Origin of the sequence: Marinobacter sp. RI1, from assembly GCF_041155085.1 — a bacterium.
GTDB classification, from domain to species: domain Bacteria; phylum Pseudomonadota; class Gammaproteobacteria; order Pseudomonadales; family Oleiphilaceae; genus Marinobacter; species Marinobacter nauticus.
In genome coordinates, this window is sequence record NZ_AP031605.1 from 1,638,579 (window position 1) to 1,653,940 (window position 15,362).

A 15,362-nucleotide genomic window follows, 5' to 3' on the forward strand; every position below is an offset into this window, starting at 1 on the left:
CTCAAGTTTTCGGTGATGGTGCCGTTAAGTGACCCAGTGTCACTGAGGTACCGCACCATGATTGCATCCAGCCAGATTTCGCTGTTTCAGGACAGCAGCCGCCAGGTCTCGGCGTTTGATAGTTCCCAACTGAGAGTCCGCCAGTCTGCCGCCCCGGTACCGCAAGGGCAGACCAATCGGGGCACCGAAGTGTCGCTGATCCGACAGGCGGCGTATCGCTACAGCAGCCAGGAGCAGATGGCCTTTTCCAGTACCAGTGAGGTGACCGGGGCCAACCGAGCGGCCACCTTCACCAGTTCGGAACTGGTCGAAAAGTCTTCAGAGCTGTTCCTGATGGGGCAGCAGGCGCTGACGGTCAGCCGAGCCGCCCTGGGGGGTGAAGCAGCCGCGGAATCGCCGAAGAGTCTGTCGGTATCTGCCGGTCGCTATATGTTCTACTCCGAAAGTGAAACCCGCAGCTTCGCGTCAACTGGCAGTATTACCCTCGACAATGGTGAAACCATCGACTTTACCCTGTCGCTCAGGCAGTCCCAGTCCCGTAGCTATGAATATTCCGAGCTGATCCAGATTCAGGAGCGTCCCCTGACTGATCCGCTGGTGATCAACTTTGGTGCTTCTACCGCGAGACTGACCGACACCCTGTTTGAATTCGACATGACGGGCAACGGCGAGACGGCGCAGTTCGCCTCTCTGGGCGCGGGCAGCGGATATCTGGTTTTTGACCGCAATGGTAACGGTAAAGTGGACGATGGCAGCGAATTGTTCGGCCCGGAAAGTGGATCTGGCTTCAGCGAGCTGGCTGCGTTTGATGACGATGGTAATCGCTGGATAGATGCTAACGATGAGATTTTTCAGTCCCTGTCGGTGTGGGTACAGACGGCTGATGGCGGCCAGGATCTGCGCTCGCTGGCGGAGGTTGGTGTCCAGGCACTGTATGTCGACAGCGTGGACGACCGCTTCACTCTGACCAATCCTCAGGGCGTGCCCCTGGGGCAGATCAAGGCCTCTGGTATTTACCTGACCACTGACGGTGAAGTTCGGACTCTGGAAGAGCTGGACCTGGCGGAACAGAACACCGAGTCGGCCCCGGCGGTGGAAACCGTTCTTGGGGTTCGTAACGCTGAACCCGAGATGAGCGGCGCAGCTTCTGCACGAGAGGAAGCGATCCGCAATGCCATAGAAAAACTGAACGAAATTCGTGAGAAGCAGCAGGCGTTTATTGAGGCTTCAAAAGAGCAGGGCGAAGAAAAGTCCCCGCTGGATGGTTATCTGAAGATCATTGATAAATTGCGGCTGGAGTTGCTGAACAGCCAGGATGAGAAGAAGCAGGCAGCCAGTCGGTATCTGGAATTCGCCAAGCTTTGACTTTGGGACAGTGCAGCTCAGGGGTGGGGGTGGTCTCCCAAAAATGTCGGAGGCCATGGATGGCCGGAGAGAAGCGCACATGGATGTGCTTGTAGCGGTTTTTGGGAGACCACCCCCACCCCTGAGCGTCTAGCGAGCTGGTTGCTCGTGCATGGGGTTTGTGTCAAGCAAGGCCAGCTCGCCGAGTCCCGGTAATTTGATACCCAGCGCCATGGGATTGATACCCAGCGACAACCCCAGAATATTCACTTCCAGACCCTCTCGAACCCCGGCCAAGACACCGAAATATCCACCCAGGGATAGTTGATAGCCCGCGCCACCCGGGCTTGGGGCGATCAGCCGGTCCCCCAGGTAGTCCTTGCCAATGGCGTGGCTGGGCAGGGCTACGTCGAAATCCGGCGTTTCCCGTATCACCCAGGCTACGAAGGTGTTGCTGTTTGGCCCCGGCCAGGCTTCGTATTGGGTGGGGTAGGGATAATTTTCCACTGCCTGGTAGATCTGCGGAATCAAGGCCGCGGCTTTCTCTCCCCGAATATCTGCATACAGTTCCGGCCTGGCGCCGTACCAGAGTCTGTCCGGGTCGCCGGGGCGGGAATTGACCACGTAGGTGCGCCAGCCGGTGACCTCGTGCACCTGATAATAATCAGCGCCCTGTTCTTTGGTCGCAATCCAGGTATGTACCGCAAAGTAGCCTCGCCAGCTCCAGGCGCGTGCGCCATAGACCTGAATAATGGCTTCCTCCACCTGTTCCGGTCGAGGCGCTATACCGGCGCTTTCCCGGCTGGCGGTACGCCAGCTCTCCGCAACCTCAAGGCTGCTGCTGGCGGCCAACAGAAGGGGGCCGCCCAGAAGCAACAGCAGGGCGCCGAGCAGGCCCGCGGCGTATTTGAGAAGTCGTTTCATTTACAGGTCCGGTTCGAGTATTTCCAGCATGCTACAGGCGAGATGATACGCCTTTTAACGGTCAATGGATGAAGCAGGTTAAAGAATGGTAGTTTGCCCAAGCTCACGCTGGCTTCTAGGCTCAAGGTGTAAATATTCTTGAGTCAGGAGGCTGTCATGTCTGATCACCATGTCTACAAAAAAGTGGAAATCGTAGGCTCATCAAAGACAAGCATTGAAGATGCCATTCAGAACGCGCTGGATGAGTGTGGGAGAAGTGTTCGCAATATGGAGTGGTTCGAGGTAACGGAAACCCGTGGCCACATTGTCGACGGAAAGGTCGGTCATTATCAGGTGGGCCTGAAAATCGGTTTCCGGATTGCCGATAGCTAAGCAAACTTAGCCGCTTCTTATGGCGCGGTGCCGGATGGTGGTCACCAGGTGATTCAAAAGCTCCCGAGCCTCGCCCTCATGCAGGCTGTGAAACTTGTCGTGCAGGACTCTCCGGTCGTGATCGGAAGCGCCGTGCCGGACTTCCTTCACCAGGTCCAGGTACTGGCAGGCGGCGAGGTGGGCCTTGATTTCCACGTCAATGAGCCGGGTGAGCAGTTCATCCACCGTTTCGTGACAGAAGGGGCGGTGCTGGTTCAGGTGATTTCGGGCGTCCAGCGCAGCGTTTCTGGCCTCCAGACGTAAGTCGTTGGCGGATTCACCGGTTTCGACAGTTCGCAGAAACTGCCCCAGGCGTTCGTGCAGAAGCCAGATGGCCGGCCAGGTCTTCTGGTAGGCTTCCATTTCCGTTTGGTAACGGGCTTGGTCCAGTGAGGAATGGCTGGTCGACGGGCTATGATCTGAGCGGTTGAACTGGCTGACCCGGATGTCATCCATTTCACGCCAGAGGGTGTCCGACCTTTCCCTCAATGCGCTGAGCTGGCTCTGGTTTTTGTTCCGTAACCGGGATGCCAGTATCAGGCTGAGAAGCGCCAGCACAAAGGCACCCAATGCCACCATCAGGGGTGGATCAAATGAGGTGAGTATGCTTCCTGGCAGACCGGTATCCATGGCCGTTCACCTGATTGAAGTCCGTCCTGGTCAATCAGTATACAGACTATTGCGGTGTTTGTTGTTTAAACGGCAGTAAGGTTTCCGCCTCTGCAAAATACCCTTGTACCTGCTCTGCTTCTTCCCGGGTGAAGTCGGCAATGGCGTCCCGGAAGCCGGGGTGCTGTATACCGTGCCAGGAATGGGTGATCACCGGTTCAAACCCCCGAACCAGTTTATGTTCGCCTTGGGCGCCGGCATCAAAATGTGTCAGCCCAAGCGCCAGCGCCAGCTCGATGCCCTGATAGTAACAGGTCTCGAAATGCAGGTGATTGTATTCGTCCAGACAGCCCCAGTACCGGCCGTAAAGAGCGTTTTGCCCCGACAGAAACAGGGCCCCGGCGATCATTTCGCCCTGTTTGACCGCCATGATCACGTGCATATGCTCGGGTAGCCGTTCTCTCAGCAATTCGAAAAAACGTTTGTTCAGGTAAGGTCTCTGACCCCGTTTCAGGTAGGTGGCCTGGTAGAACACATAAAAGGCGGCCAGAACCTGGTCTGGAATATCCTTGCCATGGAAGCGGGCAAAGGTGATGCCCTGTTCCGCCACATGCCGGCGTTCCTTGCGGATGGATTTACGCTTGCGGGAATTCAATGCTGCCAGATAATCCTCGAAGCTGCGGTAATTGTGGTTGTGCCAGTGGAATTGGCAGCCGATGCGATGCAGTTCATCGTCATGCGCCAGCAGTTGCTGGTCCTCGGCGTTGGGAAACAGTAAGTGCCAGGAGTGTGCGCCCAGTTGGTGTGTCAGGGTATCCAGCAAGTCGTGCAGGCGTTCGGGTGTCAGCTGTCGTCGCCCCCCGGTGTCCAGCAACAGTCGAGGTCCGGCAGAAGGCGTGAACGGAATGGCGATCAACAGCTTTGGATAATAGGGCAGGCCGTATCGCTGGTAGGCGTCGGCCCAGGCCCAGTCGAACACATATTCACCCATAGAGTGGGTTTTCAGGTAGGCGGGTGCCAGGCCCACAATCCGGCCTTCGTGCTTGAATACCAGGTGGCTGGGGGTCCAGCCCGTTTCGGTGCGGGTGCAGCCGCTCTCTTCCAGTGCCTGAAAGAATTCGTATCGAAGAAACGGATTGGAGACCCCCGCCAGTCGTTGCCAGTCCGATTTCGGGATGGCGGCAATACTGGCTCGGGTCTCCAGAGTGAGTTCGCGTGGCGCGTTTTCTGACATGGTTGGTTTCAGGTCGTTGACGAATACCTTCTACCATACGCCAGAACCCGTCATTTGATCACTCCTTGTCTTGCTTCCCACTGTTGCTACAGCGTTGCTGCATTTTTTCCTGCCATTGATTCATGCGTTTTTCCTGTTTGGCCTGTCGTTCCTGATGAATCTCCGCCCAGATCTGGCGCTGTTCCTCATTCAGTTTCAGGCGATCGGCCATTTCTGCCCGATACGTTTCCCTCTCGGCCCGGCGCTCCTCACGGTTAAAGGGGCCTTTGCCTTCACGGAAGTTCTCGCACAGTTCCTGTTTGTCCCACTTGCCGTTCTGGTTGTGTTTGCCGTGCCGTTCCGCGAGAACAGCCGGGCTGGCGGCCATCAGACTTGCCACCAGTACACCGGCGGTTAACAGGGTGGTTTTTACTTTCATTGGTCTTTCCTCGTCGTTGTTCACAATGGATGATGGCCATGCTACGCGGACGCAACGTCAGATGGTGTCAGGGCTACGTAAAGGTTCGGTAAAGGCCGGGAGACCGCCCGCAGCGCTGCAGGATGGCCATGCTAGACTGTGACCGGCACATCCCAGAGAGAAGACTATGCAGAACCGGGTACTGTTGATTGAAGATGACGATGAGTTACGGGAGCTGTTAGCCCGTTACCTGGCCAGCCAGGGCTTCAGTGTGCGTGAGGCCGCCAATGGTCGTGATGGACTGGCTCTCGCTCTGGGCCAGGATTGTGACATTGTGGTGCTCGATATCATGCTGCCTGATATCAATGGTCTGGATGTTCTGAGGGAACTTCGGGGCAAGACGCACTTACCCGTGATCCTGTTGACGGCCCGTGGCGATGAAACTGACCGAATCGTCGGCTTTGAAGTGGGCGCCGATGATTACATTCCCAAGCCCTGCAATCCCAGAGAGCTGGTGGCGCGGCTTCAGGCCCTGCTTCGTCGTATCGCCTGGGATCAGAAAACCGAGGTGGACGCCAGCCGGACTTATGGTGACTTGCGGGTGGAGCCTGGACAGCGCCGCATCTACCAGAATGACGCGCCCCTGGAACTGACCGGCACCGAGTATGAAGTGCTTCAGGTGTTGCTGGCCCATGCCGGCAGCGTGGTCCGCAAGACCGATCTCATGCAGTGGGCGCTGGGGCGCCGCCTTGAGGCCTACGACCGCACTCTGGATATGCACATCAGCAATCTTCGCAAGAAACTGGGCAATGATGACCCACCCCGCATCGAGACGGTGCGAGGACTGGGATACAGCTACCGGATACCCACATGTTGAAGCGCTTTATGTTTCCTCTGTTCTGGCGGATTTTTCTATCCATCTGGCTGGCCATGGCGGTAACCGTGGTGGCCAGCCACCTTGCCTCGCGTTATCTGTTGGACCGGGAACGCCAGGCGATTGAACGCCAGGTGGGTTTACAGGAACTGGCTCGCGAAGCTCTAGTCATTCGTGAACAGCGGGGTCGGGGGGATGCCTGGCGCTTTTTGCGTTCGGAAGGTGAACGCCTGGATTTGCACCTGATGCTGATCGAAAAGGAACAGGGCCAGCATCGACTGCCCCGGGCGATTCGGGAACGCATCCAGTCCGGTTGGTACCCCCACAGGCCAGCTGTTCTGGATCTGCAGGAGGGCTATCAGCTAGTTGCCTGGCCCCGGATGGGCGGCGATGGTTGGCTGGACCCGAGAATGTTCCGGTTTGTGGAGATGGGGCTGGCGTTCCTGTTGATCTCCCTGGCCTGTTGGTGGATTGCGCGAATGGTCTCGCGGCCGTTGAGACACATGGAGGGGACGGCCCGGGCGATTGCCGGGGGGGATACTGGGCTGCGGGTTGCTGGTCGCATTGCCCGGCGCCGTGATGAAGTGGGCCAGTTGGCGACTGCATTTAACGGTATGACAGACCGGCTGTGCCAGCTGCTGGATCGTCAGAACCAGCTGTTGCGGGATATCTCCCATGATCTTCGTACTCCGCTGGCACGCCAGCGGGTGGCTATTGAACTGGCTTCGGACAGCGGCGCCGATGAGGCATTGATGACCAGTATTCTGCGCCAGAACGAGCGGCTGGAAACCATGACCGGCCAGATTCTGACCCTGTACCGGGTGTCCGAGAACGGCGGTGATATGGCGCGTGAGCCGGTCAAGCCGATGGTCCTGGTCAATCACGTGCTTCAGGATGCCGCCGATTATGCTGAGCACCAGCGCGTGGAGTGCAAACTGGTGGCCTCGGAGGAGAGCAAAGCGGTGTCTGTGCTTGGCGACGGTGGTTTATTGCAGCGTGCGTTTGATAACGTGCTGCAAAATGCCCTGGACCACACGCCGCCGGGCAAATCGGTGAAGCTCTCTCTGTCCACGGGCAATGAGAGAATCCGTTTGATCGTCGCTGATGAGGGGCCGGGTGCTCCTGAAGACCTGCTACAACACTTGTTTGAGCCGTTTTTCCGGGCTGACAAATCCCGAGGTGGCAAAGGTTGGGGGCTGGGGCTCGCTATTGCCCGTGATATCATTCAGGCCCACGACGGGCACATCAGTGCCCGCAACCGGGACGAGGGTGGCCTGGAAGTGACCCTTGAGCTACCGGTCTTTGTCGGAGGCTGAGGAATCGGCGCTCGGGCTTTGATCCGGTGCGTTGTCACTGCCCGGTTTCAGCTTGCTGGCGGCAGAAAAATCAATGCCTTCCTGCAGCTCGTCCTCATCAAACCGGATGCCGCAGGCGGCCTTGCGTATCCGTGCAGGGGCCGCGGTCCCGGGTTGGGTCTGTTCGTTATCTTCGGTCGTCATAGGATCGCCCATGAGTAAGGATTACCCGATTCCTGCAGGATACCTTGAGCGGGAAACGGAAGTGAAGAAAAGCCGTTTTATTGCCCGAGTGTATCCCGTCAGTGACCGGGACGACGTACGAACATACGTTGACCAGGCCCACCGCGACTACCCCGATGCCCGTCATGTCTGCTGGGGGTATCAGATCGGCCGGCCCGGCTCTGCGGCCGAGGCTGCCATGAATGATGATGGTGAGCCTTCCGGAACCGCCGGCAAACCCATTCTGGGCGTGATTCAGCACAAGGATATGGGCGACGTACTGGTGATCGTTATCCGCTATTTTGGTGGTATCAAGCTTGGAGCCGGTGGCCTGGTTCGGGCCTATGCCGGCGCCGCTGAAAGTGTCTTGTCCGCCGTTGATCGCGTGGTGCAGCAGGCACGTGTGCAGGCAACGGTGCAGTTCGGGTTTGCCGATGAGCAACCGCTGCGGCACTGGTGCGACGGGCATGAAGGGCGTATCGACGCGATTTCCTATACTACGCGGGTGACAGCCAGCGTTTCCTTGCCTGTGGCTCAGCAACAGGACTTCAGCGCTTTTTGTGAGTCCCAGAAGATGGATTACCGTTTTGAAACCTGACTGACTGAGGCAGGCCGGTAGACCTGGGCACGCGTATACTGGAGACATATGGGAACAACGGAGTTAAGCCTATGCGTATTATCATGATCGCTGCTTTGGCGTTGGCCATAACCGGCTGTGCCAGCAATGTGGTGACCGACTACAATCCAGCCACCGTTTTTGGCAATTACAGCAGTTGGGCCTTTGCCAGCAACGCCCAGGACACTGGTTTCACCTCGCTGGATGACGCCCGGGTTCGGGACGCGGTAGAGCGCGAGCTGAACCGGAAGGCGATGAAAAAAGTCACGGAGACTGAAGCCGATCTTCTGATCAGCTGGCAGATTGTGGCAGAGGAACGGCTTGAGCAGGTAGGCGTTGGCCTGGGGTTCGGGTTCGGCCATGGCAACTTCGGCTGGGGCCTCTCATCGCCGCCACCGGTGCGAGAGGTAACCGAGGGCAAACTGGTGGTGAGAATGGTTGATCGGACCACCGAGGAAGTGGTCTGGCAAGCCGCGAGCCGGCGCTATCTCAATGAAAACCAGTCGCCGGAAACCCGTCGGAAATTGATTGACGAGGTTGTCTCGGAAATGTTTTCCAAATACCCTCCGGGCCTGAACTGATTGCAGATAAAGGCGTAACCATGGGTATGAACAAGCGCAAAGGCGGCCTTGTGTTCTCCACGGACCAGGGGCGGATGTGCCCGGAGTGCCGTAACCCGGTGGATGACTGCACCTGCCGGGGAGCGCAGAGGCCGGCCGGAGACGGTATTGTGCGCGTCAGCCGGGAGACAAAGGGGCGCAAAGGCAAGGGCGTGACCCTGGTGACCGGTATTCCGCTCGACGACAAAGAACTGAAAGCCTACGCCAAACAGCTAAAGGCCAAATGCGGTACAGGTGGTACAGTAAAAGACGGAGTGGTGGAGATACAGGGCGACCAGCGAGATATTCTGGTGCCGTTACTGGAGCAGAAAGGCTGGACCGTCAAGCGCGCGGGCGGCTAACGTTCTGAAGCTACCACAGTTGATCAATCAGGGGAGGCAGGCATGCACATAGCGGTACTTGGGGCAGGCGTCGTTGGTATCACCACCGCGTGGTACCTGCAGAAACAGGGGCACCAGGTAACCGTGGTCGACCGACAGAACCAGTCAGGACTGGAAACCAGCTACGCCAATGGCGGGCAGGTATCGGTGTCCCATGCCGAGCCGTGGGCCAATCCTTCGGCGCCCCTGAAAGTCGCAAAATGGCTTTTCCAGCCGGATGCCCCACTGTTGTTCCGGCCCCGGCTGGATCTTTACCAGTGGCGCTGGGCGCTGTCGTTCCTGGCTCAGTGTACCTCTGCCAAAGCCGCCCATAATATCCGCCAGATGGTCAATCTCGGTACTTACAGCCGTTCATGCCTGCAGTCACTGCGAGACGAACTGAAGCTCGATTATGACCAGTTAGCCAAGGGCATTCTGCATTTCTACACCAACCCTGCCGAATTCGATGCGGCCCTGGAACCTTCCCGCATCATGCGTGATCTGGGCTGTGACCGTCAGGTTATCGATGCTGGTCGTGCGGTTGAGCTGGAGCCAGCCCTTGAACCGATCCGTCATCGTATTGCCGGCGCGACTTACACCGCTGATGACGAAAGCGGCGATGCCCGAAAGTTTACCCAGGCTCTGGCTGAGAAATGTAAAGAAGCCGGGGTGGCTTTTGAATATGGCACCGAAGTGCTGGGTTTTGATCGGGCGGGTGACCGGATCCTGGGAGTGCTGGCGCTCAAGGACGGCAAACACCACACGCTTCGGGCGGACAGCTATGTGTTGAGCCTGGGCAGTTTCAGTGCGGTACTTGCCCGCCAGCTCGGGATGTTCCTGAATATCTATCCGGCCAAGGGTTACTCTATTACCGTGCCGGTGAAAAACGAAGAAGCAGCTTTTAACGTCAGCCTGACCGACGATGAATACAAGCTCGTGTACTCGCGTCTGGGTGACCGAATGCGTGTCGCTGGCACGGCAGAACTGAACGGTTACCGTCGCGACCTGAACTTTACCCGTTGTCGGGCGATTGTCCGTCGGGCTGCGGAAGTCATGCCCGAGGCTGGCTATTGGGATCAGGCCGAATTCTGGACCGGTTTGCGGCCCGCAACGCCATCCAATGTGCCCTACATCGGTAAAAGCCACTTCAGCAATCTGTACCTCAATACCGGGCACGGTACCCTGGGCTGGACCCACTCCTGTGGCTCGGCGGCCGCTCTGGCGGATATTGTGGCTGGCAAGAGTCCCGAGGTGGACTTCACCTTCTCCGGTCTCTGAGCAGCCGACGATTCCGGCAGTGCACAAATAAAAACGCCGGCGTCTGTTACCAGGACGCCGGCGTTTTTGCTTCCCCGGAAGATTAGTCTTTCAACTGATCTCGAATCAATTTCTTGTTGATCTTGCCGACGCTGGTCTTGGGAATGTCTTCCACAAAACGCATCTGCTCGGGAATCGCCCATTTATTAATGTCGCCACTGTCGACAAACTGTTGCAGGTGCTGCTTGATATCCTGCTCAGAGATGGATTCTCCGGGCTTCAGGGTGATCAGGGCGTAGGGACGTTCCCCCCATTTCTCATCGGGCACACCTACCACCGCAGCCCCGGCAACGGCAGGGTGCTGGCTGATCATGTTCTCCAGGTCGAGCGACGACAGCCATTCGCCTCCGGTCTTGATCACATCCTTGATGCGGTCTTTGATGGTCAGCGTGTTGTCCGGCTCCATGGAGGCGACATCACCGGTGTGTAACCAGCCGCCTTCCCACAGTTCCTCGCCTTTGTCCGGCTGTTTGAAGTAGCTCTGGGTCAGCCAGGGGGCCCGGGCGACCACTTCACCTTTGGCTTCGCCATCATGGGGTACCGGTTTGCCATCAGGATCGACAATTTCCAGTTCCACCATGGGCACGGCTTTACCGGTCTTCACCCGGATTGCGGTTTGCTGCTCCAGGGGCAGTTCAAGATCCGCCGGGGAGAGGTGCGTGGTGCTCAGCAGCGGGCAGGTTTCCGACATGCCGTAGCCGGTGAACATCTTGATGCCCAGTTTCGCCCCCGCATCGCACAGGCCTTTGGTCAGGGCGCTGCCACCGATGAGCACATGCCAGTTGCTCAGGTCGGCGGTCTTGATGGACTCGGTGGCCATCATCATCTGCATGATGGTGGGCACGCAGTGGGAGAAGCTGACTTTGTGCTCCTTGAGCAGATCCACCAGCAACTCGGGTTCATAGCGACCGGGATAGACCTGCTTTATTCCCATCATGGTGGCCGCGTAAGGCACGCCCCAGGCGTGAACGTGGAACATGGGCGTAACCGGCATATACACCGAGGATGAACGCAACAGCGGCATTTCGTCGAAATGGGAGATGCTGCCGGCCATGGAAAGCGTATGCAGTACCAGCTGGCGGTGGCTGAAATACACGCCTTTCGGGTTACCGGTGGTGCCGGTGGTGTAGAAAGTGGTGGCGACGCTGTTCTCGTCGAAATCGGGGAAGTCGAAGTGGTTGCTGGCCCCCGCGAGCAGGGCTTCGTACTCGCCGTGGGTGTCGAAAGAGGCGTTGCCCGGCTTGTCGCTGTCGGTTACCTGAATCCAGGTTTTGACGGTTTTGATCTCGTCTTTCACGCCCTCGATGATGGGCAGGAAGTCATCGTGCACCAGTACCGCGTCGTCTTCGGCGTGGTTCATGGTGTAAACGATCTGCTCCGGCGACAGGCGCACGTTGACCGTGTGCAGTATGGCGCCAATCATCGGAATCGCAAAGAAACACTCAAGGTACCGTGGGGTATCCCAATCCATCACAGCCACGGTATCGCCGGGTTTGATACCGGCGTCTGTCAGGGCATTGGCAAGTCGATGGATGCGTTCGACAAGATCCTTGTAGGTGTACTTGCTGCGATCGGCGTAAACGATTTCCTGGTCCGGGTTGTAGCGGGGGCCGGACATCAGTAACCGCTTGATCAGGAGCTGGTACTGGTGGGCATTGTCAGCCGGTTTGAGAATTCGGGGTTGAGCCATGTTGTTGTCCTCTTTCTCTGCTTATGTTTGTTGTCACGGTAAGAAAGACGGGCTGAGTGGGGCTTATCCGTAGGTACAGAGATAAGCAGTATCGGCATCCGTTTTTGCTTTGAAGCTTGCTTGCCCCGCTACCTCAAAGCTCTCGCCGGCGCCGAAGGTTTGCCAGTCTTGCTGGCCTGGCAGCAGCACGGTCAGTTCACCGCTGACGACCGTCATGGTTTCTTTTTCTGAGGTGCCGAATTCGTATTCCCCGGCACTGATAACACCGATTGTGGCAGGCAGTGTGCTGGACTGGAAAGCCACTGATTTTACCTTGCCATCGAAGTATTCATTGACTGTCAGCATGTCTGGTATTCCTTGAAATGGTTTGCAGCCTACTATACTGGAAATTCCTGTGCTGCCAATCACAAACTATTGGTTTGAGGTGCCTTTTTCAGTGTGGGTTGGCATCTCTGGCTCTAGCTCCTCTAGACCGCTACTGAGCTTATGGGTCTCCGGGTCGTATCGTTCCTGCAGTTCATCCTTGATAGTGCCTGCCCATAGTTTGGTGCCGGTGAAATAACCGGCTCGGCCTATGACATGGGCGGCAATGGGAGCGGTCAAAAGAATGAAGATAACAATGGCAACGGCGCGAGCGGCCACGGTGCTATCCCCGAAATAGAACGCCACGCCACCCATGGTCATCATGGCCCCGAGGGCACCGGCTTTGGTCGTGGCGTGCATACGGGTGGGGAGATCGGGCAACCTCAGAACGCCGATGGCGGCCAGTACCATGAAAGCAGCGCCCACCAGGAGCAGGACCGATACCAGTATTTCAATCATTCTTTACGCCTCCCCGCTCGACGAATCTGGCGAAGCCGATGGCTGCCAGAAAGGCAGTCAGAGCGATAACGATGGCAACATCCAGAAAACTGGCCACGCCGGTGTCAATCGCGTGCACTCCCACATAGCCGACCACGATGGAGGCGATCAGCTCCAGTGCGACCACCCGGTCCGGCAGGGATGGCCCCCGGGTGAGCCGAATGAAGGCGAAGAGCAAGGCCAGTGACAGCATGAGATAGACAATATTGATCACCACATTCAGCATGACTGGCCTCCTAGCGTGTCACCTTCAGGATTCGGCGTTCGAGTTCTCTAAGGTCGTTTCTGAGTTGCTCTTCGTCGTGAAGAAACATGGCATGGATAAACAGCACCTTTCGATCATCAGAAACGTCCAGGCTCAGGGTCCCGGGTGTGAGAGAGATAACACTGCTGACAAAGAGAATTTCCATATCGGTCTCAGCCCGGAGCGGAAACGCGATCACCCCCGGCTTCATGTGCCAGACAGGCGTTGCGATGTCATAGGCGACCCTCAGATTCGACTTCACCAGTTCTTTCAGGAAATACACCAGGAAAGCGGCGAGACGGGGAATCCGGCGGGAATACCCTTTCAACACCGGCACCTGTTTCTGCAGCACCATGAGGGCGACGTAGCCAAAGATAAAACCTGCCAGCAGGTTCATGGCCGTGATACTGCCCGTGAGGGTTACCCAGGCCAGAGCCAGCAGTAAATTCCAGAACAGGCCGATCATTCAGGTTGCCCTCCCAGAACCGCTTCTATGTAAAGCTGCGGGTTCATCAGTTGCTCGGCGGCGGATTCTGCAAGCACGTAAATGGGCTGACCATAGAGGCCAATGATCAGTGTACACACCGCAAGCCCCACCACAGGGGTGTAGTAGGCCCAACTGCGTTGGTCTTTGATGTCACCATTGAGCCGTCTGGTGTCGGTAACGTGCTCGGGGACTTTCTTCCAGAATACTTCCGCCCAGATCTTGATCATGGAGTAGAGGGTCAGCAAGCCCACCAGCAGGGCGACCGCTGCGACAAGATATTCGCTGGATTCCAGTGTGGCACGGACAACAACGAACTTGGCGAAAAAGCCGGACAAGGGCGGAATACCTGCCAGCGACAGGGCCGGAATCAGGAATAGTAACGCCAGGTAAGGGCGCTGCCGATACACGCCACCCAGGTCTTTCAGCTCATAGCTGCCCAGCAGGCGATAGGTGATGCCGCTCACCAGGAACAGATTCGTTTTAACGATGATGTGATGCATGATGTAAAACACACCGCCAATCAGCGCCAGGGGCGTAAACAAGGCTAGTCCCAGAAGCATGTAGCCGATCTGGCTGACGATGTGGAAGGACAGAATCCTGCGGAACTCGAACTGTGCGGCGGCGCCGAGTACACCGGTCAGCATGGTCAGTGCCGCCGCCCAGAGCAGGATGGTGTGGGTGTATTCCACATCCTGGGTGAATATCAGTGTAAATACCCGATAGAGCGCATACACCCCGACCTTCGTCAGCAATCCCGCAAACAGTGCGGATACTGCGACCTGAGGGGTGTGGTACGAGGCCGGGAGCCAGAAAAACAGTGGGAATGCCGCCGCCTTGATGCCAAACGACACCATGAACATCAGCGACACAACGGTGATCATGCCGGGATCTTCAACTCGGCTCACCTTCTGGGCGATATCCGCCATGTTGAGGGTGCCCACCATACCGTACAGCAGGCCGACGGCTGACAGGAATAGGGCCGATGAAAACAGGTTCAGGGTAACGTATTTGATGGCGCCTTCCATCTGGGCACGCTCGCCACCGAGGGTGAGCAGGGCAAAGGAGGCCAGCAGCATGACCTCAAACCAGACGAAGAGGTTGAAAATATCGCCGGTCAGGAAGGCACCAGCGACCCCGGCAAGCAACAGGTGCATCAGCGGGTAGTAGCCGAACCTTTCGTGGCCCGGAGGCGTTGAAGCCAGGGAGTAGATGGCGATGGCGAGCCCGATAATGCCAGTCAACACAATCATGATGGCGCTGAGGATGTCCGCCACCAGCACAATGCTGAACGGCGCCGGCCAGCTGCCCATTTCAACCACCAGAAAGCCTTTGTCGATGGTTGAGCGCATCAGCCAGATGCTGGCGGCCAGCAAAAGAGCGGTGGCTACCACGCCAACCAGGCGTTGCAGCTGAACCGAGCGCCACAGCGCCAGGGACAGGGCGCCGGCGGTCAGGGGGATCAGAATCGGGAGAACAACTTCCAGGTTCAAGTGTCGGTATCCTTCATCTTGTCCAGATCATCGGTGCCCACAACTTCGTATGCCCGGCGGATCAGAACCACCGCAAAGGCCAGAACGCTGAACGCGATCACGATAGCCGTAAGGATGAGGGCCTGGGGTAACGGATCTGCCACCGTTCCAGCCACCTGCTTCGCGCCGTCGGCTATCAGCGGAGGTGCGCCCCGGGTTAGACCCGACACCACAAAAATCAGCAGGTTTGCCGCATTGCTCAGAATGATCAGGCCAATAACGATTTTCACGATGGAGCGTCTGAGCATCATGTAGATACTGGCCGCGAACAAGATACCAACCACAAGGGCCATCAGGCTTTCCATAGCGATGCTCCCCCTTCAAAAAAC

20 protein-coding genes are annotated in these 15,362 nt (G+C 57.5%); 8 read left to right on the plus strand and 12 right to left on the minus strand.

Annotated features, from left to right (window positions below):
- Positions 1-57: 57 nt before the first annotated feature.
- Positions 58-1,365 (plus strand): hypothetical protein, encoded by a 1,308-nt coding sequence (locus ACAM27_RS07380; RefSeq protein ID WP_369612789.1) that lies wholly within the window; start codon positions 58-60, stop codon positions 1,363-1,365.
- A gap of 129 nt (positions 1,366-1,494) precedes the next feature.
- On the opposite strand, the gene ACAM27_RS07385 is transcribed toward ACAM27_RS07380, so the two are convergent.
- Entirely contained in the window at positions 1,495-2,268 is a 774-nt protein-coding gene (locus tag ACAM27_RS07385; RefSeq protein ID WP_369612790.1) for a DUF3750 domain-containing protein, read from the minus strand.
- 156 nt (positions 2,269-2,424) lie between these two features.
- Between ACAM27_RS07385 and ACAM27_RS07390 the strand changes: the two genes are divergently transcribed.
- Positions 2,425-2,640 (plus strand): dodecin, encoded by a 216-nt coding sequence (locus ACAM27_RS07390; protein ID WP_011786317.1) that lies wholly within the window; start codon positions 2,425-2,427, stop codon positions 2,638-2,640.
- 6 nt (positions 2,641-2,646) lie between these two features.
- Here the strand turns inward: ACAM27_RS07390 and ACAM27_RS07395 are convergent, their stop codons facing one another.
- Genes ACAM27_RS07395 through ACAM27_RS07405 form a run of 3 tightly spaced genes read right to left on the minus strand, consistent with a single transcriptional unit; the run spans position 2,647 to position 4,940 of the window.
- Positions 2,647-3,309, minus strand: a complete 663-nt coding sequence (locus tag ACAM27_RS07395) for a hypothetical protein (protein WP_014422232.1) — start codon at positions 3,307-3,309, stop codon at positions 2,647-2,649.
- A 46-nt stretch (positions 3,310-3,355) separates the two neighbouring features.
- Positions 3,356-4,522, minus strand: coding sequence for a GNAT family N-acetyltransferase (locus ACAM27_RS07400; protein ID WP_369612791.1), 1,167 nt, complete (start codon positions 4,520-4,522; stop codon positions 3,356-3,358).
- Positions 4,523-4,580: 58 nt separating this feature from the next.
- Entirely contained in the window at positions 4,581-4,940 is a 360-nt protein-coding gene (locus ACAM27_RS07405) for a hypothetical protein (RefSeq protein ID WP_022991479.1), read from the minus strand.
- Between the two features lie 166 nt (positions 4,941-5,106).
- On the opposite strand from ACAM27_RS07405, the gene ACAM27_RS07410 reads away from it, so the two are divergent.
- Positions 5,107-5,796, plus strand: coding sequence for a response regulator transcription factor (locus ACAM27_RS07410; protein ID WP_022991478.1), 690 nt, complete (start codon positions 5,107-5,109; stop codon positions 5,794-5,796).
- The gene (locus ACAM27_RS07415) at positions 5,790-7,109 is read left to right on the plus strand and encodes a sensor histidine kinase (RefSeq protein ID WP_369612792.1); all 1,320 of its coding nucleotides are present in this window, start codon (positions 5,790-5,792) and stop codon (positions 7,107-7,109) included. The genes ACAM27_RS07410 and ACAM27_RS07415 overlap by 7 nt, the downstream gene beginning before the upstream one ends.
- On the opposite strand, the gene ACAM27_RS07420 is transcribed toward ACAM27_RS07415, so the two are convergent.
- On the minus strand, positions 7,086-7,292 hold the full coding sequence (locus tag ACAM27_RS07420; protein ID WP_224849769.1) for a hypothetical protein: 207 nt from the start codon (positions 7,290-7,292) through the stop codon (positions 7,086-7,088). The two genes, ACAM27_RS07415 and ACAM27_RS07420, sit on opposite strands and share 24 nt — an antisense overlap.
- Positions 7,293-7,302: 10 nt before the next feature.
- On the opposite strand from ACAM27_RS07420, the gene ACAM27_RS07425 reads away from it, so the two are divergent.
- The 4 genes from ACAM27_RS07425 to ACAM27_RS07440 all read left to right on the plus strand — a co-directional run bounded on the left by ACAM27_RS07425 (position 7,303) and on the right by ACAM27_RS07440 (position 10,183).
- A complete protein-coding gene (locus ACAM27_RS07425) occupies positions 7,303-7,908 on the plus strand; it encodes a YigZ family protein (protein WP_022991475.1) in 606 nt (201 codons plus the stop codon).
- Between the two features lie 71 nt (positions 7,909-7,979).
- A complete protein-coding gene (locus ACAM27_RS07430) occupies positions 7,980-8,507 on the plus strand; it encodes a DUF4136 domain-containing protein (protein WP_369612793.1) in 528 nt (175 codons plus the stop codon).
- 20 nt (positions 8,508-8,527) lie between these two features.
- On the plus strand, positions 8,528-8,887 hold the full coding sequence (locus tag ACAM27_RS07435) for a translation initiation factor Sui1 (protein WP_011786309.1): 360 nt from the start codon (positions 8,528-8,530) through the stop codon (positions 8,885-8,887).
- Positions 8,888-8,929: 42 nt separating this feature from the next.
- A complete protein-coding gene (locus ACAM27_RS07440; protein ID WP_023009140.1) occupies positions 8,930-10,183 on the plus strand; it encodes a D-amino acid dehydrogenase in 1,254 nt (417 codons plus the stop codon).
- 82 nt (positions 10,184-10,265) lie between these two features.
- On the opposite strand, the gene ACAM27_RS07445 is transcribed toward ACAM27_RS07440, so the two are convergent.
- The 7 genes from ACAM27_RS07445 to ACAM27_RS07475 form a co-directional block, all read right to left on the minus strand.
- Entirely contained in the window at positions 10,266-11,912 is a 1,647-nt protein-coding gene (locus ACAM27_RS07445) for a fatty acid--CoA ligase (protein WP_113879969.1), read from the minus strand.
- A gap of 63 nt (positions 11,913-11,975) precedes the next feature.
- Complete coding sequence (locus tag ACAM27_RS07450; protein ID WP_011786306.1) at positions 11,976-12,257, minus strand: pyrimidine/purine nucleoside phosphorylase; 282 nt, start codon at positions 12,255-12,257, stop codon at positions 11,976-11,978.
- A 66-nt stretch (positions 12,258-12,323) separates the two neighbouring features.
- Positions 12,324-12,734, minus strand: a complete 411-nt coding sequence (gene mnhG, locus ACAM27_RS07455) for a monovalent cation/H(+) antiporter subunit G (protein ID WP_011786305.1) — start codon at positions 12,732-12,734, stop codon at positions 12,324-12,326.
- Positions 12,727-12,999 (minus strand): monovalent cation/H+ antiporter complex subunit F, encoded by a 273-nt coding sequence (locus ACAM27_RS07460; protein ID WP_011786304.1) that lies wholly within the window; start codon positions 12,997-12,999, stop codon positions 12,727-12,729. The genes mnhG and ACAM27_RS07460 overlap by 8 nt, the downstream gene beginning before the upstream one ends.
- A 10-nt stretch (positions 13,000-13,009) precedes the next feature.
- Complete coding sequence (locus ACAM27_RS07465) at positions 13,010-13,483, minus strand: Na+/H+ antiporter subunit E (RefSeq protein ID WP_014422219.1); 474 nt, start codon at positions 13,481-13,483, stop codon at positions 13,010-13,012.
- Positions 13,480-14,994, minus strand: a complete 1,515-nt coding sequence (locus ACAM27_RS07470) for a Na+/H+ antiporter subunit D (RefSeq protein WP_011786302.1) — start codon at positions 14,992-14,994, stop codon at positions 13,480-13,482. Before ACAM27_RS07470 ends, ACAM27_RS07465 begins: the two co-directional genes overlap by 4 nt.
- Positions 14,991-15,338, minus strand: coding sequence for a Na+/H+ antiporter subunit C (locus tag ACAM27_RS07475; RefSeq protein ID WP_014422217.1), 348 nt, complete (start codon positions 15,336-15,338; stop codon positions 14,991-14,993). Before ACAM27_RS07475 ends, ACAM27_RS07470 begins: the two co-directional genes overlap by 4 nt.
- Between the last annotated feature and the right edge of the window lie 24 nt (positions 15,339-15,362).